At 46.2% G+C, this 23,942-nt stretch carries 21 protein-coding genes; 15 read left to right on the forward strand and 6 right to left on the reverse strand.

The genetic code is table 11. From position 1 onward, the window contains the following. Positions 1–58: 58 nt before the first annotated feature. The 10 genes from ABWW54_RS16925 (at position 59) to proB (ending at position 11,027) form a co-directional block, all read left to right on the forward strand. Entirely contained in the window at positions 59–568 is a 510-nt protein-coding gene (locus ABWW54_RS16925) for a hypothetical protein (RefSeq protein ID WP_353413966.1), read from the forward strand. Positions 569–777: 209 nt separating this feature from the next. Beyond that, the gene (locus ABWW54_RS16930; RefSeq protein WP_353413967.1) at positions 778–1,017 is read left to right on the forward strand and encodes a hypothetical protein; all 240 of its coding nucleotides are present in this window, start codon (positions 778–780) and stop codon (positions 1,015–1,017) included. Between the two features lie 664 nt (positions 1,018–1,681). After that, entirely contained in the window at positions 1,682–4,336 is a 2,655-nt protein-coding gene (locus ABWW54_RS16935) for a M9 family metallopeptidase (RefSeq protein WP_353413968.1), read from the forward strand. A gap of 435 nt (positions 4,337–4,771) precedes the next feature. Further along, entirely contained in the window at positions 4,772–5,149 is a 378-nt protein-coding gene (locus ABWW54_RS16940) for a hypothetical protein (protein ID WP_353413970.1), read from the forward strand. A 173-nt stretch (positions 5,150–5,322) separates the two neighbouring features. Next, the gene (locus ABWW54_RS16945; protein ID WP_353413971.1) at positions 5,323–5,925 is read left to right on the forward strand and encodes a hypothetical protein; all 603 of its coding nucleotides are present in this window, start codon (positions 5,323–5,325) and stop codon (positions 5,923–5,925) included. A gap of 62 nt (positions 5,926–5,987) precedes the next feature. Further along, positions 5,988–6,386, forward strand: a complete 399-nt coding sequence (locus ABWW54_RS16950) for a hypothetical protein (RefSeq protein WP_353413973.1) — start codon at positions 5,988–5,990, stop codon at positions 6,384–6,386. Between the two features lie 94 nt (positions 6,387–6,480). Beyond that, on the forward strand, positions 6,481–7,173 hold the full coding sequence (locus tag ABWW54_RS16955) for a DUF3581 family protein (RefSeq protein WP_353413975.1): 693 nt from the start codon (positions 6,481–6,483) through the stop codon (positions 7,171–7,173). 151 nt (positions 7,174–7,324) lie between these two features. Further along, on the forward strand, positions 7,325–8,656 hold the full coding sequence (locus ABWW54_RS16960; RefSeq protein ID WP_353413976.1) for a DUF945 family protein: 1,332 nt from the start codon (positions 7,325–7,327) through the stop codon (positions 8,654–8,656). A 110-nt stretch (positions 8,657–8,766) separates the two neighbouring features. Beyond that, positions 8,767–9,870, forward strand: a complete 1,104-nt coding sequence (cgtA, locus tag ABWW54_RS16965) for an Obg family GTPase CgtA (RefSeq protein WP_353413978.1) — start codon at positions 8,767–8,769, stop codon at positions 9,868–9,870. Between the two features lie 41 nt (positions 9,871–9,911). After that, the gene (proB, locus tag ABWW54_RS16970; protein WP_353413979.1) at positions 9,912–11,027 is read left to right on the forward strand and encodes a glutamate 5-kinase; all 1,116 of its coding nucleotides are present in this window, start codon (positions 9,912–9,914) and stop codon (positions 11,025–11,027) included. Between the two features lie 45 nt (positions 11,028–11,072). Here proB and ABWW54_RS16975 read toward each other — a convergent pair whose 3' ends face one another. Together ABWW54_RS16975 and ABWW54_RS16980 are read right to left on the reverse strand one after the other, a co-directional pair. Further along, positions 11,073–11,831, reverse strand: coding sequence for a competence/damage-inducible protein A (locus tag ABWW54_RS16975; protein WP_353413980.1), 759 nt, complete (start codon positions 11,829–11,831; stop codon positions 11,073–11,075). Between the two features lie 45 nt (positions 11,832–11,876). Continuing rightward, positions 11,877–12,659: a TatD family hydrolase gene (locus ABWW54_RS16980; RefSeq protein WP_353413982.1), complete on the reverse strand. Its 783-nt coding sequence runs from the start codon at positions 12,657–12,659 to the stop codon at positions 11,877–11,879. A 129-nt stretch (positions 12,660–12,788) separates the two neighbouring features. On the opposite strand from ABWW54_RS16980, the gene tcdA reads away from it, so the two are divergent. The 3 genes from tcdA to ABWW54_RS16995 all read left to right on the forward strand — a co-directional run bounded on the left by tcdA (position 12,789) and on the right by ABWW54_RS16995 (position 16,038). Continuing rightward, positions 12,789–13,586, forward strand: coding sequence for a tRNA cyclic N6-threonylcarbamoyladenosine(37) synthase TcdA (gene tcdA, locus ABWW54_RS16985; RefSeq protein WP_353413983.1), 798 nt, complete (start codon positions 12,789–12,791; stop codon positions 13,584–13,586). Further along, entirely contained in the window at positions 13,579–15,180 is a 1,602-nt protein-coding gene (locus ABWW54_RS16990; RefSeq protein ID WP_353413985.1) for a B12-binding domain-containing radical SAM protein, read from the forward strand. The genes tcdA and ABWW54_RS16990 overlap by 8 nt, the downstream gene beginning before the upstream one ends. Before the next feature lie 375 nt (positions 15,181–15,555). Next, positions 15,556–16,038, forward strand: coding sequence for an FKBP-type peptidyl-prolyl cis-trans isomerase (locus tag ABWW54_RS16995; protein ID WP_353413986.1), 483 nt, complete (start codon positions 15,556–15,558; stop codon positions 16,036–16,038). Between the two features lie 63 nt (positions 16,039–16,101). Here ABWW54_RS16995 and ABWW54_RS17000 read toward each other — a convergent pair whose 3' ends face one another. The 3 genes from ABWW54_RS17000 to ABWW54_RS17010 all read right to left on the reverse strand — a co-directional run bounded on the left by ABWW54_RS17000 (position 16,102) and on the right by ABWW54_RS17010 (position 19,667). Beyond that, the gene (locus tag ABWW54_RS17000) at positions 16,102–16,569 is read right to left on the reverse strand and encodes a Dps family protein (protein WP_353413988.1); all 468 of its coding nucleotides are present in this window, start codon (positions 16,567–16,569) and stop codon (positions 16,102–16,104) included. A 193-nt stretch (positions 16,570–16,762) separates the two neighbouring features. Then, complete coding sequence (locus ABWW54_RS17005; protein ID WP_353413990.1) at positions 16,763–18,316, reverse strand: LasA N-terminal domain-containing protein; 1,554 nt, start codon at positions 18,314–18,316, stop codon at positions 16,763–16,765. Positions 18,317–18,629: 313 nt separating this feature from the next. Next, positions 18,630–19,667 carry a LacI family DNA-binding transcriptional regulator gene (locus ABWW54_RS17010; RefSeq protein ID WP_353413991.1) on the reverse strand — a complete coding sequence of 346 codons (1,038 nt, stop codon included), beginning with the start codon at positions 19,665–19,667 and terminating at the stop codon, positions 18,630–18,632. 259 nt (positions 19,668–19,926) lie between these two features. On the opposite strand from ABWW54_RS17010, the gene ABWW54_RS17015 reads away from it, so the two are divergent. Continuing rightward, positions 19,927–21,174 (forward strand): sugar MFS transporter, encoded by a 1,248-nt coding sequence (locus tag ABWW54_RS17015; protein WP_353413993.1) that lies wholly within the window; start codon positions 19,927–19,929, stop codon positions 21,172–21,174. 108 nt (positions 21,175–21,282) lie between these two features. On the opposite strand, the gene glk is transcribed toward ABWW54_RS17015, so the two are convergent. Beyond that, positions 21,283–22,257 (reverse strand): glucokinase, encoded by a 975-nt coding sequence (gene glk / locus ABWW54_RS17020; RefSeq protein ID WP_353413995.1) that lies wholly within the window; start codon positions 22,255–22,257, stop codon positions 21,283–21,285. Between the two features lie 223 nt (positions 22,258–22,480). On the opposite strand from glk, the gene zwf reads away from it, so the two are divergent. Continuing rightward, the gene (zwf, locus tag ABWW54_RS17025; protein ID WP_353413996.1) at positions 22,481–23,941 is read left to right on the forward strand and encodes a glucose-6-phosphate dehydrogenase; all 1,461 of its coding nucleotides are present in this window, start codon (positions 22,481–22,483) and stop codon (positions 23,939–23,941) included. Position 23,942: the final 1 nt, after the last annotated feature.

Genomic DNA, 23,942 nt, shown 5'->3' on the forward strand with positions numbered 1-23,942 from the left:
GCCGAGAAAAAATCGGCTCTGACCCCTTTTATGAAATGTAGCTAAGAGGTTCTCATGTATGAATACTAAACTTAGAGTTTACTTGTTTTTCGTTATTACCTTGATGCCCTTATGGGCGCAAGCCGAAGCGGTCAGAGATGAAAATTTAAGTGTAAATAACTTGATTGAGAGTTTGGGCTCTTCATTAGATAAGCCTCAAACGATCACAATAAAATACTTGCCTCGCCATGTAACTAGCAAACGCTCTAAGTCTAAGAACGTCTTTGATCGTTCTTGGCATCATGCGGTTTCAAAGAGATGTTTTGGGCGCTGCGATATGGTGGTAGATGATTTATTTCGAAAACTAAAGTCCGGTTATTTGAAGGAAAGAGAGTGTGAACCAACCTACAGATTTAAAATAGAGATTAGAAGGTATGGTAACGCTGACTTTAATATCTATCTTACATCCGACGGGCATTGTTTTTATTTGGAGAACGAAGGGAAAAGCTATTTTGTGAAAAATAGTCTTAAGTTCTCGATTGAAAGCTTATGGAAAGATATTCGTGGAGAACTGTTACTGAGTAACTAAAGAAAGCGAAAAATAATGGACACCATCGTAAGATGGAGCGTTTTTCTCGTAGGATCGGTAAACTTGATCTCGAATTAAGTATGCTATTGGACTGGCGATAGAAAACTTATCATGGAGTCTTCTTTCTGGTGCAGCCTATAAAGTGTATTGCTGCTATGGTTCTAATTGGTTGTGTTAGTGTCTTTTTGGGTAACAGTGAGCAAAACGTTATGAGTAAAAAGAATGAAAGTAGCGGTAGTAGAGACGCCACCCAAAAAGATGTTTTCGCGATGGTAATAGTAGTATTTCTTATTCTTTGTCCGCTAACGATGGTGTTTCTTTATCCAAATGATCCTGCGGTTGATAAATACTTAGGGAATGGAAAGATGTTTCTTCCTTTCGGAATGTATATGCTTGTGTTGTATATACGAAAATTAGTTTTAAAGCATATTTTTGGTGTCGAAGATTGAAACGAATAAAAATTCATTAAATTTACGGGGTCCGCAGCTCACCTGCAGCTTAAAAGGACTAAAGAGTCGCTTCGTATTTAAATCCGCAGAAGACGATGTCGTTTGGTATCGAGAAATAATCATGGACACTCATCAATAGTGATGCTCTAAGATGGAATCGTAAACCTCAGCTACGTTGGCGCTATTAGGCAGGGAATCGCCACCGTAATCACTTTTTTCGCTTCTCCTCAAGTCATCCTCTGTGCGCACTTCTCTTGTGCAAAATTCAAATTTAATTATTGCTTTTACGCAAAGACCGCAATCTCCCTGCTCCTATAGCCTAAATACATCGTCGTAATACAAGGTTTGTGGGTTTGAGCCCGATGATTTCCAGAGCTCTTAAGACCTTAAGTTCAACTTACTGAAAATGGCAATAGTTGCTGGTGATTAGCGTGTCTGTTTTAAGTCCATGCAAATACAAATCAACCCTACAGCGTGGTTTCAAATTGAAGGCTTGTCTCATTTACGCAGGTTTTGCTGTTTTCCGTTTGCCGAAGGCAAGCCCGTTTTAAAGGGGCGCTTTCGGAGAAGCTGCTGTAACACGCTGGCTTCTACAGAGTGACCATTGAAGTTAAAACGGTCTAACTTTTCTAATAAAAATAATGAAACATCAAAGGTAAATAATATGAAGATTGGAAAACTCACGAGTGTGCTGATGGCCGCACTTTGTGTCACCGCTACCCCATTTAACAGCGATGCCAGAACCCCTGAACCAAAAATCAAAGCAGTTAAGCAACATACGACTGTCACACAACAAAAGGACCCACATCACAACGCTGAGGAACGGGGTGTTGAGCGCGATCCATCGACCGGCCGTGATAAGGCTATCGGACGTGATGAGCCTTCAGTTGGTGATGGTCATAACCATAATCACATGCCGCCTACGCAGTCTGATCAAGGCCCCGAAGGCCCAAATTCTGGGCCGAACTCTGAGTCGTCTGACCAAGCGAATATTCAAGGCCCGGCTGGTGTGACTGCCAATGGCATTTGCGTTACGTCGGATGAGCTCTTTGCGGTCACAGGAAGCGCGCGGATCTCTTTACTCAAAACTGGCACCGATTTTGACTGTATGGAGGACAGTCTTTGGGGATCCTCAAAATCCAATATGGAACTTCTGTTCAAAGAGGCGGACATGATTTCAATAGCGCAAGAAGCTCGTTTATTGGCGTTGAGCTACGACGGCTCTAACGCGAACGCTTTGCGTAACTTTCTGCTCTACTTACGTGTTGGGGTTTGGGCGCAATCGGGAAACAGCGACGTGATTGGCGCTCATTCCGCCGCCGTTGACGCGGGAATCACTGATTTTTTGGATGCGTTTGCAATTAATGCAAATTATTACAACACGGATGAAGTCCATGGCTATACCGTAAAGGAAGCCATGATTCTAATGGGCACCAAATTGGACTTTCATACGCGTTACCTTCCGCAAGTAATATCTTGGTTTAATCGGTACGACCAAAATTGGGGGGCGAATATGCAACGGCTATTGACCCAAAGCCTAACACTGCTCTACCGAGCGAGAAATAATGCGGCGTTCATTTCTCACGTTGAAACGGACATGACCATCATTGATACGTTGGATGCGTTCTTGAGAGATCGGTCCGGCCTTCTTGGCACTAATCGGGAATACCAGTTTAACGACACCGCTTCTGAGTTAAGCCGCATGATCGGCTACGGAGGCCAAGCAAAGGAGCGCGCAAAATTATTGGTCAGAAACTTTCTTTCGCGTTACACCATGTTCGATGACGGCTCGGGGGCATGGATAAACATGGCCGACCAAATCGACTTTCATGATCGTGATAATTGCGCTTATTACGGTACGTGCAACTACAAACAAATTCTCGAAGACACCATACTTCCGATTACGCACAATTGCAGTTCAAGTTTGCGAGTACGAGCTCAAGCGGTCACGAACGAGCAGCTAGTACAAATTTGCTCTGATTTAGCAGCGCAGGAAGCGTATTTTCACGAGCGTTTGCAAACGGGTAACGTCCCCGTGGCGGATGATAACAACGCAACCTTAGAGTTAGTTATTTACGACTCCAGTACCGAGTACAAAAAGTATTCAGGGTCTATATTTGGAAACAGCACCAATAACGGCGGCCAATATCTTGAAGGAGATCCGTCTCAAGCGGGCAACATTCCACGATTCTTTGCGCATGAAGCGCAGTGGCTGCTACCCGAATTTGTGGTGTGGAATCTAAAGCATGAATACGTTCATTACCTTGATGGGCGTTTCAATCTTTATGGTGATTTCAGAGCGGCAAATGCTTTTAACACCGTCATGTGGGGTGAAGGCATCGCCGATTATATGGCCAAAAAACAGGATAACGATGACGCGATTGTTGAAGCTCGAAAGAACACCTACGCGCTCAGTGAGTTGTTTAAAACCACTTACGAAAATAGCGACGCCACACGAACGTATTCTTGGGGCTATTTGGCGATGCGCTATTTGTTTGAGGAGCGTCGTTCTGACATTGACACCATGCTCTCGTTTTTGCGCGTCGGTCAGTTTCAAGAATTTCAAGACTTCCAAGACATCACAATCGGCACACGATATGACGCGGATTTTGCTCAATGGTTAACGTCCGTTGAGAGCATTAAAGACGGGGACAGTAGCTTAGCAAACGGGTCTTCAACCGCGCTCAGCTCAGACGGGCAGGAATCTCCAACGTTTACCATTAATGTGCCAGATAATGCCAAGAACCTTAGCATTCGTATTACCGGTGGCACCGGGGATGCGGATTTACACGTCAAAGCAGCATTGGGTGTGAGCCTAACGAACTACGATCACCGACCTTGGAAAAATGGTAATGAAGAAACCGTTCTTGTTGCAAACCCAACGGCAGGCAGTTGGTCTGTAATGGCGGCCCCATACCGAAGCCGAGTGTTCGATAATGTGACGCTGATGGTTTCTTGGGAGGTCGATAATGGAACTGGCGGAGTCGTTGATGCCTGCGCAACCTCGGCGCCGGTGACTCGTGGCAATATGGAAAGCGGTGATGCATGGTGCCTGGGTGAGCATTACGCCCACATTGGAATATACGTGGATGCTGGAACCAGTCAGCTTATTTTATCGACCTCAGGAGGTCAGGGCGGCGACGCCACGTTGTATCAAAGTGACAATGGCTGGACAAGCGGTAGTCTCTACGATAATCGTTCAAGCAACGCAAACTCTAACAACGAAAGTATTATCGTGAACAACCCTCAGGTCGGTTGGCATTACATTGGCGTTGACAATCAAGGCAGTGGAGTCACTCTATCCGCCGCATTGAAATAAGTTAGCGATCAATTATGAGGTTAAACAAGGTCAGCGTCAGCTGACCTTGTTTATTCTTAAGCTCCGCATCAAATCAATAAAGAAATCTGAGCCAAAGTAAATAAAGTCACCCTTTAAATTTGTAATGACGCGGCTTAAAACGCAAGATAAATTCAGATCGTCTTAGCCTAAAAGGCAAACCTTTAGAACGACTATGGCCAATATATGCTACTTTAGGGTGGCATAATGATTGATAATAAAATGCATATTTGAGACACTTCGGGAACCCGAAATTATTCAAAATAAGATTGTGCGTAAAAAAGTAAGGATGCTTGTTTCTTGCAACCCTATCGACACAAATCCAATGGTTTTTGACGTGGTCACTAGTGCGCGCAATGAACCGTCGGCTAGGGAAAATATCTTTGTTAAAGCCATTTTGAAAGCCCCCTTAATAAAATGATCAAAAAAAACTCAATTCTGTTCGCTCTGGGGCTTTCCTTGTGCATCTTTTCATCGGCGCTATTGGCTCAGTCCACTGCGTATATTAAATATAAGAGCTACATAATAATGGTCCAAGAAGGCGATCAAGACGGAGATAATGTTTACGACCGAACGGATATTTGTCCAAATACCGCCGTTGGGGACCCCGCGGATAATTTGGGGTGCTCTGCTGGTCAGGCTTTAAAACTGGTGAACTGTATTGGTGACCTATCGGGCGCCGTGAGATTGGCTCTAATATGTTATTCGGGAGAGTCCCAGGACTCAGATCGAGACTTGATTATAGATTCTGAAGATACATACCCACATCAATCCGCATTGATGTGTACGCCATAGAGTTTTTGTTAAGATACTACTCAGTTTTACGGATCGCACTATTTAACGATTGCGGTTCAGGACTAGCCTAATAATAGGTTGCTTTTTTTTTCTAATTTCGTAGACTCCTTCGCCTAATATTGGCCCATTTTTTGGTTTTAGGGTCAACCTCTAGCTAAGGACAGTGTCTAATTATGCAAACCTATTTTATGTTTTACTCTTCTCGCTCTATGTACCTTAAACTTAGGTCTGTGGTGCTTGCTTTAACATGCCTTCTAATTGCATCTTGCGGTGGGGGCAGTTCAAGCTCTGGTGGCCAACCTGCACCTATACCACCTACTGCCACTCTTTATGGAACAGGCACGTACAGCGGACAGATAGATTTCCTTTTTGCTGGTGAAAACATCATTGACACGCAGGACGAGCCTACTCCTTTCAGTTTGCAAGTGATTGGCAACGTAGCTGGCGGTCAGCAAGTCAGAATCGCGTTTCAACAGTTCTCTGGCACGTCAATAATTTCGGACACCGGAGCCTTTAGTATTCCGTCGGGAGACTTTCAAATTCCTGTCAGAGATCGTGCAGGAAGAGTGACAACCAGGTGCACAGGCATGTTGTTGTTTGATGGCAGATTTGGTGCGAGCAGTGTTGCTGGTACGGTGACATCCACCAGCCAATTTGTATGTGCAGACTCAAGGTTGGGCCCGATATCCGTGACCGGCACCTTTGAGGTTACGTTTGGCTCATCATCAAAAACTGGCGGGGCAAAAGGTCTCGGCGTGCAGGCTATTGGGTATTAGTACAGATAGCCGTAAAAACACATTCTCGCTACCTAACTGAATAGATAACTTTGCTAGTAAACATGGAACATTTTAGAATCACGAATAGCCGCAAAATTCACCTTAAGTTAATGACGATATTACTTCTATGCCTTGGTGGAGTATCGCACGGAGCAGCGCCTTCGTCAGCGGTAGGGAAAATAGATTACGTGGCCGGTGGTTATGATGACGGGTCCATCGCTTTTTCGTTAGATATTCCAACCAATAATCCCGCTGGATGTAATGGGACCCAACTCTATTTTATTAAGAACAGCGGCACATCCTCTGCCCAGGATGCATTGGCGGTCGCGATGTTTGCTAAGTCTTTGGGGTTGAGAGTATACGTTGCTATCCGTGGCGATGAATGCATTCATCCAGAAGGAACAGATATACCAGACGGTGCCACTTTCCCTGTCGCGCAGCGTATCGTAGTTATCGATTAGCCGAGTCAGGCTCTTTGGCGGTAAATGCTCTTGTGCCTAACCGCTAATCAAAATACTATTGCGCAGGGTGATATTAACTGCGCAATAGATACACATGGAATTTCTCGAAAATTACTTTGAAACAGCCGCTGGCTCAATCACGATCAGTGGGCAACAAGGAAGTGATTTCGCCAAATCAGTGGCGACGGATTTTAATCCAATTCACGACGTTGGTTCAAAGCGCTTCTGTGTCCCGGGCGATTTACTGTTTGCAATCGCTTTATCACGTTACGGTTTGCATCAGTCGATGACCTTTTCGTTTTTGGACATGGTCAAAGCCGATTCTGAGTTGGTGTATTCGAACGACGTTAATCAGGGCGTTAGCTACGCTAACGGCAAGCCGGTATTAGGCATTAGCGCCAGCGGTGCATCAATAGATGAGCCAATGGCGATAGAAAGTGTTTTACGAAAGTACGTGGCGTTTTCGGGTCAAAATTTCCCACACATTTTGATGCCATTAATGGAACAACATCAAGTCATGATCAATCCAGGTCGGCCCTTGGTGATATACGAGAGCATGTCTTTTGATCTTAAGACCTTGAATTTTGACGATTTGGACATAAGGTTAGAACAGACGTCACTCGATGTACAAGGAAAGCGCGGCAACGCGGTGCTAAATTTTTCCTTCAATGATAAGTCCGGTGAAGTCGGGCGAGGGGCTAAAAAATTAGTCCTCAGCGGTCTGCGGCCTTACGACGCCGATGCGGTCAAAAAAATGTGCGATGATTATTTAGCGTGCGTGGCTTGACGCGCGTCAGAGCTGGCAGGAAAGCGGTTCTATCCAGTCGGATAGTCGATAAAAGTTCACCTCAAATTTAACCCTACCTGATCTAACTGATAAGGTTAGACTCAACCCAACCAATTAACAGGAATAAAGCTAAACCAAGCTAGGAGACTCCATGAAGAAAAGTATTATTGCAATAGCCTGTGTCGCTGCGGCTGGCATCGCTGGTGCACCGTACATCACAGGTTCTATGGCAGAGTCTGAAACACGGAAGATGATCGAAGAATTTAACGCTAATGCTGACGAGTACGGTGTCACTACCATTGCGTCGTACGAACGAGGCTATAGCAGTTCAAAAATAGCCTACGAGTACAATTTGCCATCAAGTTTGTCGACCTTGACGGGGTTTAACGAAACCATTAAATATAACTGTGATTACGCTCACGGTATGACGGGCATAGATTACAGCTGCGACCTAAAAGCCAACCCTGGCTATCAAAAATTCATTGACGATGAGCTTGGCGGTGTGGACCCTGTGTCGATCACGGGTGGTATGTCGGCCTTCGGCGGTTTCAGTCAAGAAATCGCGACCACGGCGATTGATAAAAAGATGCAGGACGGCTCAATCTTAAAGTTGGCCCCAAGTGAGATCGTAGTGAAGTCCGACGGTGGGTTCACCGTATTTGACTCAGTGGCTAACCTGGGCGCAATCGAGCTATCGGACGCGGACGGATCATTGAGTGTTTCGCCGAGCACCATGAACTGGAAAATGAAGCCGACCGAGCTGGGGCTGTTTGAGGGCGACTATGATATGTCGGTAGCGAGCGTGAACTTTGTTGATGCGAACCAAAGAACTAAGCTTGATGGCATTAGTCTCTCCGGAGCGTCAGTTGAGCGTGGTGATAAAATGGACAGCACCGTCAAGATGAGCGTGAAGTCGATGAGTGGTGAAGGCGCACAAGCAATAGCGTTAGAAGACGCCGTGTTTTCAGCGGACATTTTAGGAGTGAATAGCCAAGCGCTTGTTGAGTACCAAGAGTTTGCTACTAAAATGCAAAGCGACCTACTGGCCAGCCTAGAAGAAGGTAATGAACAGGCCGTCGATCCAAATCAAATGATGGCGATGCTGCCAATTATTGAGAAAATGTTGGATAAGGACTTAAACATCAAAATGGCCTTCTCTGGCAATGTGATGGGCAAGCCTAATTCAGCAGACATAGACCTGAAGCTATTGGATAAAACGTCGTTTGCTCAATTAAGTGCCATCGCGTTTAACCCTGAATCAGTGCTTCAGTACTTTGATATTAAACTCAATACTTCATTAGACAAAAGTTTGGTCGATGGTCACCCAGCGGGTGCCATGGTGGCTGGTAGCCCATTGATTTCTCAAGACGGTGAGGCGTATAAAGCCAATTTGAAGATTGGTGCCGAGTCAGAAGTAAATGGTAAGAAGGTGTCATTTCAGGAGCTTCAAGGCATGGTTATGTCAGGCATGATGGCTCAATAATGTGAAAATACTGCCCGTTGAACTCAATTCAGCGGGCAGTTAGTCAAAAGGAAGGGTAAAACTGGCTAAAAGGCAGGGCAATCTGCGGGCAAAGGATATAAAATCCGCCCATGAAATTTGTAGATGAAGCGGAAATTTCCGTACACGCCGGCAACGGCGGTAACGGAGCGCTGAGCTTCCGGCGCGAAAAATACATCCCAAGAGGCGGGCCAGATGGCGGTGACGGTGGTCGCGGTGGCAGCGTGTTCTTGTTAGCAACTCTGGGTTTGAATACCTTGGCTGATTTCAGGTTTGTTCGCCATTATCAATCCAAAAGTGGTCAAACTGGTGGCGGTAAGCTTAAGAGCGGTCAGGGCGGTGACGACCTGATTGTTAAAGTGCCAGTCGGTACCATGGTGTACGACGCTCAAACGGATGAGTTGATTGCGGACTTAACGCAAGTCGACCAAAAGGTGATGGTCGCTCAAGGTGGCGAAGGCGGTCTGGGCAATACCACGTTTAAGTCGAGCACCAATCAAGCACCTCGTAAGATAACCAAAGGTAAACCGGGTGATGCTCGTACCTTGAGGTTGGAGCTTAAAGTTCTGGCTGATGTGGGCTTGTTGGGCCTACCTAATGCCGGCAAGTCTACCTTTTTACGATCGGTATCGCAGGCGACGCCCAAGGTGGCAAACTACCCATTTACGACCCTGCATCCAGAATTGGGTGTGGTGAGTCTAGGGGTTGGTAGTAGCTTCGTCATCGCGGATATTCCTGGGTTGATTGAAGGTGCTTCGGAAGGGGCTGGTCTTGGTATTCAATTCTTACGTCACCTAGCCCGCACAAAATTGCTATTGCACGTGGTCGACATTGCTCCTTACGGCGATGAAGAAGCAAATTTAGCCAATGATATTAGGACGATTGTTGGCGAATTGGATCAATATTCCGAGGAAAGTGGCGCCGAGTTGGATCAGTTGGATAGATGGCTGGTTATTAATAAGACCGACGTGGTGCTCGACGAGGATCGTGAGCAAATAGTCAAAGACTTGCTGGACGAGCTTGAGTGGAAAGGGCCTGTGTTTGAAATCAGCGCTATCTCTCGTGTTGGAACTCAGGACTTGTGTAACGCAATCATGGGCTATTTAGACGAGTTGAAGAAAAGCGAGGAAGAAGAGGTCTTTGTGTCTATTCCGAACGAACCTAAAGAAGAGCCAGAAGGCTGGTTCCCTGAATAGGGCTTTTTTCAAATTAGATGGTTTGTGCGTGAGTGAATAAAATGGACCGAGCCTCATTAAAAGATTGTCGTCGGTGGGTGGTGAAAGTAGGGAGTGCTCTACTAACCGACGATGGCCAAGGACTAAATTACGATTTTGTGGCCAGTTTGGCTAAGCAAATAGCGTTTCTACGGGATCAAGGTATTGAGGTGGTCTTGGTCTCTTCTGGGGCTGTGGCCGCGGGCGTCAGTCAGTTAGGTCTCACGGCGCGCCCTGAACGCATTAATGAATTGCAGGCGGCCGCTGCGGTTGGTCAGGCGTCCCTAGTACGTCACTATGAAGATGTCTTTAGACCCCTAGAGTTAACCACCGCTCAGGTGCTCCTTACACACGCTGATATCGCGAATCGCGAGCGCTATCTGAATGCGCGCAGTACCTTGTTAACGTTAATAGGGTACGGAGCAGTCGCAATTGTTAACGAAAACGATACGGTAGCAAACGAAGAAATTTGCTTTGGTGACAATGACAGTCTAGGCGCATTGGTTGCCAACTTGGTGGACGCTGAATTATTGGTGATACTCACCGATCAAAATGGTTTATACACGGCTGACCCTAGAAGCAATTCTGACGCAACTTTGATAGAAACGGCAAGTGCGGATGATCAAAGTCTGGTCGCCATGGCGTCAGGAGGCTCGAGTGTTGGTCGCGGCGGCATGGTGACTAAGTTGTCTGCGGCTCAAATAGCCAGCCGATCGGGTGCCCATACCGTGATAGCCAGTGGGCGTGAACTCGATGTTCTTGGTCGCGTGTATCAAGGTGAAGCGCTTGGCACTTTGTTGAAGGCGAAGACCCGCGTTGCTTCAAGAAAACAGTGGGTTGCTGGACAAATGAAAGTCGCGGGCAAGTTTGTGCTCGATTCGGGTGCGGTACAGGTTTTGCAGTCGGCAGGGCGAAGTTTATTGCCCGTTGGCGTGACAAAGATCAGCGGTGAGTTTACTCGCGGAGCGTTTGTGCAATGCGTTGATGATCAAGGCAATGAAATTGCCCGAGGGCTTAGCAATTACTCTTCATCAGAAGTGGAAAAAATCAAAGGTAAAAGCAGTGATGCCATTTTTGACATACTCGGTTATGGCGGCGAATCTGAGTTGATTCACCGCGATAACTTAGTGCTTGTTTAACATTGTTTGCTCAGGCACTGACAGAGGCCAGATACAGGCCAGTCTTCAGGCCAGTATCGCGTCGTGACCACGATCTTTGCAGGCCGCTAATATCTTGTCGCAGGTTATTTGTATCTCCTCCAAGTCAGTGCCCTTAACCATGAAAATAACTCGGTAGTCGCTGAACTCGGAATTTTTATCTTGCGGGTAACTGCCGATATCAATATTGGGATGTTGATCTTGGATAATGCCCAGTGGGTGCGCGATTTCCCCTTCACCAACATTAGCGTGTATGGCTTTGTTGTGAATCGTCAGGCCCGTGTTTAAGTGTTCGATCACCCCTTCGAGCATTAAACGCATGATGCTTGGAACTCCGGCCATCACGAACACATTGTCTATGCGGTACCCTGGAATGATTGAATGCTTTGAGGCGATTATTTCTGAGCCTTGCGGTGCGTAGGCCATCCGTTGCGCTTCCTTGGTGAATGGAATGCCCTTCTCTTTAAAGCGCTTGTCTATTTGCTCGAATACCGTTTGTTGTATCACATTGTTAACGCCAAACGCAGCGGCCATTGAATCCGACGTAATATCGTCATGAGTCGGACCAATGCCACCAGTTGTGAACACGTAGTCAAATTTTTGGCGTAGGTGGTTAACGGCCTCCACAATCTCGCTTTCTATGTCAGGAATAATACGTGTTTCACGTATACGAATACCTCGTACTTCGAGCTCTTTGGCGATGTGGGCTAAGTTTTTATCTTGAATGCTGCCAGATAGCAGTTCGTTGCCAATTAATACGACGGCGGCGCTTAAAGTATCTTTCATAGGATTGATCTGGCCTTATAAAGGTTGTTGTGTGTCAATGAATGGTTATAGATTGAGCGCTGATTTTGCATTCAGGCTGGTTTTAAGTGCAACCTCTGCTCTACTAAGTTCTTTTACTTCGGCCAGAGCAGCCAAAACATGAGGCAGATATTCTGGGCTGTTTCGGTGGCCTTTGTGGGCTTCAACGGTTAAGTCCGGCGCGTCAGTTTCCAGCACAATGGATTCGATTGGAATTTGTTTGGCTAATGCGCGTATCACACGAGAACGCTGAAACGTGAGCATGCCGCCAAAGCCAAGTTTAAAACCCAGCTCAATGTATTTATGCGCTTGTTGAATGCTGCCGTTGAAGTTGTGAATGATGCCGCCGACGACCGGTATTTCTTTTAACAGGGAAAGGCAACGGTCGTGAGCCTTTCTGTTATGAATTATGACGGGCAGTGAATGCTGGTTTGCTATAATCAATTGCTTGGTAAAAAATACCGTTTGTTTTTCTTGGTCTAGGTGTTTTAGATAAAAATCTAACCCAATTTCTCCGACGGCAACGACGTTCTTTGATGTATCGCCATTGTGTTGAGTAATAAGCTGGTCCAGTTCATTAAGGTGTTGAGGTTCATGCTGTTCAACAAACAGTGGATGCAGACCCAAGGCCAAATGCAAGTTTGAGTGCTCATGGCACAGTGCGATTGTTTTACGCCATGTGGGCTGACTCACGGCGGGTATGACTAGGTCAGTCACGTGATTTTTCGCGCAGGCATCTAACACAGCATCTCGATCAGAATCGAAAACGGGGAAATCCAAATGGCAGTGTGTGTCAACGATAGGATGCATGGGCGCAGAAACTTAGGATTGATAAGAGCTGAGTTAGCTGTCAAACACTAGTCTACTGCATTTGTATTGCAGATGCGTTTTATACGACAATTTTTTAGAACAAATTTTAGATGAATGGCTTCTTTTTAGATGAATGATTTGGACATATCACGACGTTTTGGTGGGATCGCTCGCTTGTATGGTGAGGTTGGGTTAGCGCGAATCCAAGCGGCACATATTTGCATCATTGGTATTGGTGGCGTTGGATCCTGGGTGGCCGAAAGCTTGGCAAGAAGTGCCATCGGAGCATTGACGTTAATTGATTTGGATGTGGTGGCTGAGTCCAACATTAATCGGCAGCTGGTGGCCACGGCCGATCAAATTGGACGTGATAAGACCGCCGTAATGAAAGATCGAATTGCGCAAATCAACCCAGCGTGCCAGGTCAGCATTATTGATGAATTCATAGACAAGCAAAATATTCCCAGCCTGATCACTAAGGATTTTACCTACGTCGTAGATTGCATAGATGACTTTAGGACCAAGTCAGCGCTCATAGCGCATTGTAAAAGACAAAAGTTGCCAGTATTGGTGACTGGCGGTGCGGGTGGGCAAACCGATCCAACGAAGATTAAGCAGGCAGACCTCACTCGAACGCAACACGATGTACTGTTGGCTAAAACACGTAAATTATTGCGGCAAGAATACGGATTTGCGCGAAATATTAAGCGCACTTTTGGTGTTCCGTGCGTATATTCTGAGGAGCAATTGGTCTACCCTGACGGCCAAGGTGGGTTGAGCGCTCAACGGCCACCAGTTGACCCAGATAATGTCAGTTCCAACGCGTTAAATTGCGCGGGCGGCATTGGTTCTATCACGCACGTGACGGGCGCTTTTGCGTTTGTTGCGGCGGCTCATGTTTTAAACACGATAGCTCATAATGAATAACCTCCAAGTTTCCACGCACGTCGACCCTCAGTATGACATTGTGCTATCGACACTCAATGCTCGATACATTCACAGCGCCTTTGGCTTGCGTTACCTTAAAGCCAACTTAGGTGACTACGAGTCAGCTTGTCAGATACAAGAGTTTACTCTCGATTCGCGTCCTGAGGATGTGGTTGAGCAGCTTCTTGCAAGTCAGCCAAAAGTGGTTGGTTTTGGCATTTACATTTGGAATGTTGTGCAAACCGAGAAGGTCGTTGCCTTACTTAAAGCGGTGTCACCGGATACCATCGTGGTGTTGGGTGGGCCTGAAGTGAGCTATGAACAAGATGATCAAGCAATCATCAGTCTAAGCGATTACGTAATTACTGGGTGGGGCGAGCAGAGTTTTTCTGACCTGATACACACTCTTTTTTCGGTGCCGTCGGTTACGCAACCACCGAGTGCAAGCGACCACGTTTTGGTGCCGAAAGAACCTACCATCATCACTGGAGTGCAGCCTAAGTTAGATCGTATCAAGATGCCCTATTATCTGTACTCCGAGCAAGACGTTAAGCATCGCGTACTTTACGTGGAGGCCTCTAGAGGCTGTCCGTTTAAATGTGAATTTTGTTTATCCGCATTGGATAAGACTGCTTGGCCATTTGACCTTGAGTTGTTTTTGGATGAAATGAACGAGCTGCATAAACGAGGTGCTCGGCATTTTAAATTTGTTGATCGCACTTTCAATCTTAAGGTAAAGAATAGCCTTAAAATCATGCAGTTCTTTTTGGATCGAATGAGTGATGATTTATTTCTGCACTTTGAAGTCGTGCCCGATCATTTACCAGAAGCTCTAAAGGACATGATCGCGAAGTTTCCCTCTGGTCAATTGCAATTTGAGGTGGGTATCCAGACGTTTAATCCTGAGGTGCAAGCAAGAATCAGCCGGCGCCAAGATAATGATAAAGCTGAGCAAAATATCCATTGGATAAAGCAACAGAGTAACGCTTATTTGCATACCGATTTGATTTTTGGGCTACCCGGAGAATCTCTGAGTAGTTTTGGGGAGAGCTTCAATAAACTGGTCGCATTATCGCCGCACGAAATACAGGTTGGTATTCTAAAACGCTTAAAAGGTTCACCGATTATTCGCCATACGGTGCCACACAAATTGGTTTTTAATCCAAACCCACCGTACAGCATTGTGAGTAACGATCAGGTTTCCTTTCAAGACGTGCAATTTATGGGGCGGTTCGCGCGTTACTGGGATTTGATTGGTAATTCCGGTCGATTTAAGTTTACCTTGCCGTTATTGATTCAAGAGGATGCGTTTGCCCAGTTTAGCGTGTTAACCCGATCATTGTTTGATCAGTCAGGTCAGACTCATAAAATTTCATTGAATCGACTTTTCGATTTAGTCTTTAATGCCGCACGAAATGACTTAAAATTGGACGAGAAAGCTCTTCTAACAGTAATTAATCAAGATTTTGATGCATCTGGGCTTAAATCTAAGCCTAAATGTCTCAGCGGGGACAGAACCAAACAACCTAATCAGGATATTATTACGGAAGTTAAGGGCAAAGTTAAACACAGCTCTCGTCAAGCGAGACACTGAATTAACACATTAAGGGTATGCCATTGTAAGAACTCTGTAGTTCTTGGGTTAGTAGAGTAGGGTCGAAAGCACAAGACACTGTGGTGGGGTAGGCCTAACCAAGGGTAATCTAAATTACCTTTGGTTAGGTTTTTTTTTGATCAAGACCTGTTCTAAGGTTGATTTTCCTCACTTCTCATTCAAAAAATAGGTTGCTAGCGATGATTCTCATCGCTTTTGGCTATTCGGCCGTTTTTCTTTTCCATTCAAACAGGCATAATCAGCCGCCATAAATTCCGGTTAGTGCGTTGCCAGAAAGCTCGCATGATGCCTACTATTAATACTTCAAACCGTATTTAATTGCGGTGTGAGCTTATTCAAAATAAGGTTATTTTCATGATCAAGTTACACTCAGTAGTGACAATGCACTATGAGCTAAAAAATGCCGAAGGCGAAGTCCTCGATTCTTCTAAAGGCCAAGATCCATTGGTTTATTTACATGGAGCAGGGAATATCATTGTTGGTTTGGAAGAGCAGCTTGTTGGTAAAACTGTTGGCGACAATGTCAGCGCTGTTGTTGCACCTGAAAAAGGCTACGGCTTGCCGGTTGAAGCCCTTGTGCAAACGGTTCCGTTAGAGGCTTTCGGTGAAGAAATTGATAAAGTGGAAGTTGGCATGCGCTTTCAAGCGGAAACCGAGCAGGGGCCGGTACCTGTCGTTGTGACGGCAAAAGACGAGACAACGGTTACCGTTGATGGCAATCATCCGTTAGCTGGCCAAGAACTGCATTTCGATGTTTCCATCGCTGAGGTGCGCGATGCGTCACAAGAAGAAATAGACCATGGTCATGTACACGGTCCTGGTGGGCATCAGCACTAAGAACAAACGTTGTGATGTTTTGAGAGGCTAGTTTTATTGGTTAGCCTCTCGATTGGTTGAATGTTAGCTTAGCGATGCTCTGAGCATCCACGCGGTTTTTTCATGAACGCGCATTCGATCTGAAATAAGGGCCAAGGAAGATTCATCGTCAGCCTCTTGCGCAGAGATCATGGCCCTACGGCAGGTTTTAACAACCTGTTCGTTACCCATTAAGAGGCGTTCTATCATGCGCTCTGCGCTTGGTACCCCATCGACTTGCTCTATTGAACTTAACTCCGCAAACGCTTTGTATGTTCCGGGCGCTGCGACGTCTAGGGTTCGTATGCGTTCTGCAATTTCGTCAACGGCAAGTGCAAGTTCATTGTATTGCTGCTCAAAAAGAACGTGCAGTTGTTGAAACATTGGGCCAGTCACGTTCCAGTGAAAGTTGTGTGTTTGCATGTATAGGGTATAAGTATCCGCGAGGAGTATCTTAAGTTGCTCTGCTACGTTTACGCGACCTTCGTCAGAAATTCCGATATCAATTTTCATTGTGTTTCCTCGATTAAGTTAACGGGTAAATAACCCAAGTTATGACCGCCGAGCTCACTTCGGCTAGCTGATGAGCCCATTATGCCTGCGCAGCCATGATCATTAAAATGGAATGAATTGAATTTATCGTTCTATTATATTGAATGATGGGTGGGTGTTCATGCTATTAGAGGATTAGTGCTAACGTTGGTTGCTATGGTTGTTCTTCGGGAAAGAGTAATAAATGTGGTAATACCACGCTGATTTTTCGTGTGGTTAAAATACTGCCAGGAGAGCAATTGTTCGATGCGTTTAGTTCTTCTGGGATGGTGGCAACACAGGCTCCAACCCAATAGGTGCCTGGAACCGTTGGTGCCAAAACTTCGGCCGTCTCAATCCTTGACTCATTAGGCGCAAGAGGCCCAACTGCTAGGTTTCCCAATGCGTCGTCGGCCGCTTGAAGTTGCGCTTGATCTGCAATAACAAAATTAAGTTGCGTGCTCGAAGAATCGGATTGCCCCGCATTGAGAACCGTGGCAGCTAATGAGAAGCGTTGTCCAATTTTTAATCGGTTCGAGCTAGGAGTTGCGTTGGTTACCCGCAGGTCAGGTTCTGGGCTTGTGATTTGCGTAGCGCCGTTGTTTAGTAAGGGAGCACCATTGCAAACTCGACGCCCATCGCGCTCAAGATAAAAGTGGTTGCAGTCGGTGTCGTAGTCTCTGCGCCCTTCCGTTACCTTGTAACCAGAAAGTAGCACTTGATCTAAAGAAAAATGAGCGCCATTGCGTTTTAGACTGAAGTGCACGTGCGGCCCATTCGAGCTTCCGCCTTGGCATAGAGATTGAGGCTTATTGTCAGCGTAGTTGGATAGGCGCGTGTTTCGCGAGATGCGTTGTCCAGAGTTAACCACGATGTTATCAAGGTGGTAGTAGCCTGTTGACCACCCGTTATCGCCAATAACCTCCACAAAGCACGATGAATGACGAACCACGCGTCCGTTTATGGCGCTGGTGACCCATATATTGGAGGTGTCTGCTCCAAAATTAAGACGGCCTAGCCTGAAATCGAGTGAAGATTTTGGTCCGCTGTTGGTGCCGCTGTTAGAGTGTGTTCCTCCCCAAGTTTGCCATGATTGGCCAATGGGGTATGGAAGCTGTAGTAATCCAACGGATGGGAGGGTTTTATTCTTGGGTGACGTTAAGGTAGGCTGATTCTGTGTTGGAAACAGTTCAAAATAAACTGTCGAAAAGCGGGTTTCTTGAAGTTTTGGTGCTGTGCCGTGAGCTTTAGAGCTAGAAAGATCTGACGAAGGTCTCGATGCTAGCAGCGCGTTTAATGCGAAGGCTTCAGGGTGTTTCTCATTTTGATCTAAAGCCTGGTAGTACGAAGTAGATAGCGCGAGACTGATATCTTTAATCTGCTCGTTAAGCGTGCTTTTACCGCTTAGTGTGGACAGCGCCGTCTGTAACTGTTTAGGAGTCAGTTTTTCTAGCTTTGCGTCAGGCGAGTGATAACTAAACAACGAAATAAGTATCTTGGGGCTAATGCTTGAGTAGGCGCTCCAGTGCTGAATTTCCTCTGTGTGTGGAGTGATCCCAGGCATATTATCGTTAACGAATGACGCCACATCAAAGTTAAGCATGTCATCAGGGGTGTAGATGAAATGGTTGTACTCTATTTCCTGCTCAGAGTTAGCATGCGCCACGGGACCTATGCTGAGAAGCCAAACACTTACTATTGTAATCAGTATGAAGGGCTGTTTTAGCATGGTGTTATGGATATTGCAGTTCTATGTTGTTGATCGGGTTTCCTTTCGATATTGGATGCTTACCCAGAGATCGATCTTCTGTCACGTTGGGAACGCATTGCTCTTACGCATGAGTTGCTCTGATAATGCAACAAATGTGGTAGCTTGGTTCTCACGCCCAATCTACCAACATCAAATTTGAGATGCCAGTGCTCAGACGACATTAGTGAACTCAAAGTGATCCCATGCTGTCGCAGCTCAATCGACGGTCAAGAATATCCGACATACTGGTGATGTCCAGAAGAGTTGCGTTTCTGTTAGGGCAACCAACCCCTTAGGTTTGTGGTTGGCCGCAGCTATCTCTCACAATCAAATTGGTGGTGAGTAAGCTGGAACTAACGTCTTCATCGTTTATGAGCATCAACACGCTATCAACCAGCGCCTGCCCGGCGGCAAATGTATCTTGTCGTATGGTCGTCAACGCGGGCGCCAAATGTTCTGCAGTGGGTATGTCATCGAAGCCTACGATCGCTATGTCATTCGGGACTCGGAGGCCATTTTGTCTAAGTGCTTTGATTGCTCCCACGGCGATGAGGTCCGAAGCGCATGAGATTGCACTGAATTCGACTCCAGTTTCCAGTAGCTCTAATGTGGCTTGGTAGCCACTTTCTTCGGAGAAAAAAGCGTTGAACCGAAGGGCTTCTTTGGCTTCTTCGCCCACTTCAGTGTGAGCTCGTGTATACCCTGTATATCGGTCCCTAAACTCAGGATAGTCTTTCGACTTATCACCTAGGAACGCGATATTCTTATGCCCCTTTTCAAGCAGGTGTTTTGCCGCTAGGTAGCCACCTTGTTCGTTGTCACAACCAACGAACAAACCCGGTTGGTTTTCAATGACCGGCCCCCAAGTTACGAAATGAGCGCCTTGACGATCTAGCTTTGAAATTCGCTCGATGTACGTCGTGTAGTCGCCGTAGCCTAGGAAGATGATCCCGTCCGCTTTATTTGCGTCTTCATATTCCGCGTTCCAATCGTCGCTTAGCTGTTGGAAGGACACCAGCAGATCATACCCACGATTTGCTGTGGCTCTGGTGATACTGCCTAACATGGCTAAAAAAAAGGGGTTGATGAATCTTTCGCCTTCGGATTTATCCTCGAACAGCAATAACGCTAACGTGTTTGTGCGTTGGGATCGAAGGTTGCGAGCATTAACGTCTACTTTGTAGTTCAGTTCACGTGCGATTCGTTGCACGCGCTGTCGTGTTTCAAGGCTCACCAACGGGCTGTCTCGAAGCGCTCGCGAGACCGTCGGCTGAGATACGCCGGCTAAATGGGCTATGTCCACCGATGTAGGTTTGTTCTTACCTTTCATTTTTTATATTTTTATGTAAATAAATTACATTTTAGCTTACCCGACACGGATAAGTTGGGTATTATTTAATAACTGAAGACCCGTATGACTCTTAGTAGCATACAGCACGTCTAAGAAAAGTGCATTGGTATGAGTTTGTTTATTCTAGTTGAAGGTAGAGTATCCATATTTGCTCTTAGCAATGTCGAGGAGGGGGCAGTAGGCACGTGCTTAGCGCCCCATTATAAGAAAAACGATATATCACACCAAGAGACTTATTATGGCTCAAGTACCTAACTCAGCGAGCGCCGCGATGCCTGCGGGCGCGGATGGTAAGAATTACTTAGTACCGTTAGCGATTTTAACTTCACTGTTTTTCATGTGGGGTTTTCTGACAGTTCTGAATGACATTCTTATTCCGTACCTAAAAAATGTATTTAATTTAAATTACACTCAGGCGCTTTTGATTCAATTTTGTTTCTTTACGGCCTATGGTGTTTGCTCGATCCCTGCGGGTAACATTGTAAAGAAACTGGGCTATCAGCGCGGCATTGTCGTGGGCTTAACCATAGCGGCAATTGGTTGCTTTATGTTCATTTTGGCGGCCAATATGTTGGCGTATCCCGTCTTTTTGGGGGCGCTGTTTGTGCTTGCTGCTGGTATTACTCTTTTGCAAGTATCTGCAAACCCGTATGTTGCTCTTCTTGGGCCATCTGAAACGGCGCCTCGACGATTGACACTGACTCAAGCGTTTAACTCGTTAGGGGCCGTCCTTGGACCGATTGTTGGTGCTACTCTTATTTTGGGAGCAATGGCGGATGCCAGCGCTGGAGCCGATGCAGTCAAAATGCCGTATGCGCGTTTAGGTGGGGCATTGTTGATTTTGGCTGTCATTTTTATGTTTGTGAAATTGCCCAAGATTAATGATGGCGATTCCTCTGAAGGCAGTTACGGAGATGCGATGAAGTTCAAACACCTAGTTTTGGGTGTGATCGCTATTTTTCTCTACGTCGGGGCGGAAGTTTCCATAGGTAGTTTAATAATCAACTTCCTTGGCGAGAGCCACATATCGGGCATGGACGAAGAGGCTGCGGCCCGTTACGTGACGTTTTATTGGACAGGCGCGCTTATCGGGCGTTTTGTCGGCGTTGCGTTAATGTTGGTCGTTGCAGGCAACATCATGTTATTTGTGAATGCGATTATGGCAACTATATTACTGGCGGTTGTTGTGTTGTTCGATGGAATGGTCGCGGGTTGGGCTATGGTTGGAGTGGGATTATTTAACTCACTGATGTTTCCTACCATTTTCAGTTTAGCCATTGCCAAATTGGGGCCGCTAGCAAGCCGTGGCTCTGGGTTGTTGTGTACGGCGATTATTGGCGGTGCTTTTATTCCTTTATTGCAGGGCTATATGGCGGACACCATCGGTTTGCAAATTTCCTTCATATTGCCAGCATTGTGCTATGTGTACATTGCTTTTTATGGATTGAGAGGATGGCAGCCTAAAGGACCGGGTCTTAATCAGTAACGGTGTAACGTCTTCAGCGTGCTTTGGTAGCTCGCTCGTATCAGACATAAAAAGGCCGCCTCAATTGTATTGAGGCGGCCTTTTTTGTGTAAGGATTCGGGGTGCGTTTTAGCCAGTCAGGCTTTTAGCGTAAACACTGGCGCCCAATAGTCCTGGGTTTTTGTGGGTTATAAGCCAAGTCGGAATCTCTTTCATTAGCCCGCTGTGCCGTCCCTTGTTTTCGAAACCTTTGCGGAATTTACTGTCCGCTAATTGATCTGGATAACGTTGGCAAATGCCTCCGCCAATAAAAACACCTTCGTCAGCTCCTAAGGCTAGGGCAATGTCACCCGCGACTTGACCTAGGACTTCGAAAAATAAGTCGAAGGTTTCCTGGCAGATCGCGTCTTTCTTGTTTATTCCAGCAACCGCTATGTCGGCCGCGGTTAAGCCCGGGTTCTCGGTAGAATGAATTTCACAAAGAGCCTCGTGGATATTTACGATGCCTGGGCCGGACAACAAGCGCTCACGCGATATTCGATCATCGAACTTTTGGTGTAGGTAGCTGAGGATTTCGCCTTGCAGTTGATTTTCAGGGGAGAAGCCTGCGTGCCCGCCCTCAGTCACGAGGGGAATTAATTTTCCGTCGCGCCGCAGCAGACCTGACATGCCTAGGCCGCTGCCGGGGCCTAAGGCGCCGACCGTGTAGTCTGCGTTAGCGAGGGGGTTCCACTCCCCACCGATATTAATAAGGTCGTTTTGCCCTAAGCTACTTAGGCTATAGGAGATGGCCTCCCAGTCGTTAAGAAGGTAGGCGTGCTCTAACTTATAGAGATTGCGTAGGTCGGCGCAATCGACTTCCCAGTGGCTGTTAGGAAAAACAACTTTCTCATTGCGAATGGGACCCGCAACGGCGAGGCTAATCGCCTGCAGTTGTGTGATGTTGTGTGAGTGCAGGTAGGTATCTATTGCGTCAGTCAGGTTTTCAAACTCCGCCGCTTCGAGTGTTTGAGCTTGGGAAAATTGATGAGCACTATCATCTGCCAATGCGAATCTTGCATTAGTGCCGCCAATATCGGCGATGAGGATGGGGTTATTATTCATGTGTGTTATAAGATCTGAGTGTCATTTTTGCGAAGCCTGAACGTTGGTAGGTACGAGGGCTGCTAAAGTTCACAGTGAGTAAGAATGCTTAATTTTGTAATAAAACAACATTCAGTTTGAAATAAATTAACATTTTCCATAAAATATGTAAATAAATTACATTATCTGCGTCAGGCCTAAACCGAGAGCTTGCCGTGGGTGATTGCCGCTTAGAGGCCTATTAATGCTTAAAGTATGTAACATCGTTATCGTGGGTGGGGAAGGCGATCTGGCCTTCAGGAAACTTTACCCAGCCCTATATAGCTTGCACCGTGAAAACCTACTGGCCGATTGTACAAAGATTGTGTGCTTTGGCCGAGGGAAATTTAAACCATCTAAGTTTATCGACAATATGCGCTCATGGGCGCAGAAAAGCGAATACGTAAAAGCGTTGGATGATGAGAGTTGGGGCAGTTTCTGCGAACGTATTATTCAGTTCTCTGGTGATGCGACCTCTGCTGATGATATGAAGAGACTCCGTGCAGAGCTGGGCCCTGAAGAAATCGTTTTCTATCTGTCAACGCCGCCTTCAATTTTCGCGCCGATTTGTAAGGCCATGGGAGACGCTGGCGCTGTGACCGAGTCCACTCGCTTGGTTGTTGAAAAGCCGCTGGGTGAATCACTTGAATCGTTTAATCAGATAAATGATACGTTGTTTGAGGTGTTCAAAGAGCAACAAATTTATCGAATAGATCACTATCTGGGTAAGGAAACGGTACAGAATTTGTTAGCACTGCGTTTTGCTAACATCTTTTTCGAACCGCTTTGGAATCGAACGTATATTGATCACGTGCAAATTACCGTTGCCGAAAGTGTTGGAGCCGGCGGGCGCTGGAGCTATTACAATGAGTCAGGTGCACTCAGAGACATGGTGCAAAACCATCTGTTGCAGTTGGTTTGTTTGGTTGCTATGGAGTTTCCCGCCAGAAATAAGGCCAATGACATTCGTGATGAAAAACTGAAAATCATTCGTAGCCTTAAAAAGATAGATGCGAGTAACGTAACGCAAAATACCATTCGTGGACAATACACCGAAGGGTCGATTGCCCAAGAACTGGTGCCTGGTTACAAGCAAGAAAAAGACGCACAAGGAAATTCGGATACCGAAACGTTTGTCGCGATTAAAGCTGAAATCGAGAATAACCGTTGGCAAGGTGTGCCATTTTATTTACGAACTGGCAAGAGAATGGCCAGTCGCTATTCAGAAATAGTAATCCAGTTTAAGCCCGTTATTTTCAAATTCATTGATATCGACCCCAATGTGTTAAATGCAAATCAATTAGTGATTCGTTTACAACCTAATGAGGGGATTCAAATGAACCTCATGAACAAGGTGCCGGGATTGAGCGAAGGGACAAGTTTGCAAAATGTCGAATTAAACCTTTCTTTTGAGGAGGCATTTGAGGAGCATCGGAGCCCAAGCGCCTACGAGCGCTTGCTGTTGGATGTGACGCGCGGTGATCAAACTCTCTTTATGCGCTCTGATGAATTGCGTGGTGCATGGAAGTGGGTTGATGGCATCATCGATGGCTGGGCTACCACAGGGCAGACCTCGAAGTCTTATAAGTCGGGTTCCATGGGGCCCGACGATGCGCTTGGATTGCTAATCCAAGATAAGCGTAAGTGGCAGGTGTTCGAGGGTTAGT

The sequence above is a fragment of the Arenicella sp. 4NH20-0111 genome (assembly GCF_040366405.1).
In the GTDB taxonomy this organism is placed as follows: Bacteria; Pseudomonadota; Gammaproteobacteria; order Arenicellales; family Arenicellaceae; genus Arenicella.

Coding starts and splice junctions, on each gene's coding strand:
- ABWW54_RS16945 (WP_353413971.1), top strand. CDS start 5,323: ATGCAAACCTATTTTATGTTTTACTCTTCTCGCTCTATGTACCTTAAA.
- ABWW54_RS16930 (WP_353413967.1), top strand. CDS start 778: ATGAGTAAAAAGAATGAAAGTAGCGGTAGTAGAGACGCCACCCAAAAA.
- cgtA (WP_353413978.1), top strand. CDS start 8,767: ATGAAATTTGTAGATGAAGCGGAAATTTCCGTACACGCCGGCAACGGC.
- ABWW54_RS16960 (WP_353413976.1), top strand. CDS start 7,325: ATGAAGAAAAGTATTATTGCAATAGCCTGTGTCGCTGCGGCTGGCATC.
- ABWW54_RS16950 (WP_353413973.1), top strand. CDS start 5,988: ATGGAACATTTTAGAATCACGAATAGCCGCAAAATTCACCTTAAGTTA.
- ABWW54_RS17000 (WP_353413988.1), bottom strand. CDS start 16,569: ATGAAAATTGATATCGGAATTTCTGACGAAGGTCGCGTAAACGTAGCA.
- zwf (WP_353413996.1), top strand. CDS start 22,481: ATGCTTAAAGTATGTAACATCGTTATCGTGGGTGGGGAAGGCGATCTG.
- glk (WP_353413995.1), bottom strand. CDS start 22,257: ATGAATAATAACCCCATCCTCATCGCCGATATTGGCGGCACTAATGCA.
- tcdA (WP_353413983.1), top strand. CDS start 12,789: ATGAATGATTTGGACATATCACGACGTTTTGGTGGGATCGCTCGCTTG.
- ABWW54_RS16925 (WP_353413966.1), top strand. CDS start 59: ATGAATACTAAACTTAGAGTTTACTTGTTTTTCGTTATTACCTTGATG.
- ABWW54_RS17005 (WP_353413990.1), bottom strand. CDS start 18,316: ATGCTAAAACAGCCCTTCATACTGATTACAATAGTAAGTGTTTGGCTT.
- ABWW54_RS16990 (WP_353413985.1), top strand. CDS start 13,579: ATGAATAACCTCCAAGTTTCCACGCACGTCGACCCTCAGTATGACATT.
- ABWW54_RS16980 (WP_353413982.1), bottom strand. CDS start 12,659: ATGCATCCTATCGTTGACACACACTGCCATTTGGATTTCCCCGTTTTC.
- ABWW54_RS16995 (WP_353413986.1), top strand. CDS start 15,556: ATGATCAAGTTACACTCAGTAGTGACAATGCACTATGAGCTAAAAAAT.
- ABWW54_RS16935 (WP_353413968.1), top strand. CDS start 1,682: ATGAAGATTGGAAAACTCACGAGTGTGCTGATGGCCGCACTTTGTGTC.
- ABWW54_RS16955 (WP_353413975.1), top strand. CDS start 6,481: ATGGAATTTCTCGAAAATTACTTTGAAACAGCCGCTGGCTCAATCACG.
- proB (WP_353413979.1), top strand. CDS start 9,912: ATGGACCGAGCCTCATTAAAAGATTGTCGTCGGTGGGTGGTGAAAGTA.
- ABWW54_RS17015 (WP_353413993.1), top strand. CDS start 19,927: ATGGCTCAAGTACCTAACTCAGCGAGCGCCGCGATGCCTGCGGGCGCG.
- ABWW54_RS16975 (WP_353413980.1), bottom strand. CDS start 11,831: ATGAAAGATACTTTAAGCGCCGCCGTCGTATTAATTGGCAACGAACTG.
- ABWW54_RS16940 (WP_353413970.1), top strand. CDS start 4,772: ATGATCAAAAAAAACTCAATTCTGTTCGCTCTGGGGCTTTCCTTGTGC.
- ABWW54_RS17010 (WP_353413991.1), bottom strand. CDS start 19,667: ATGAAAGGTAAGAACAAACCTACATCGGTGGACATAGCCCATTTAGCC.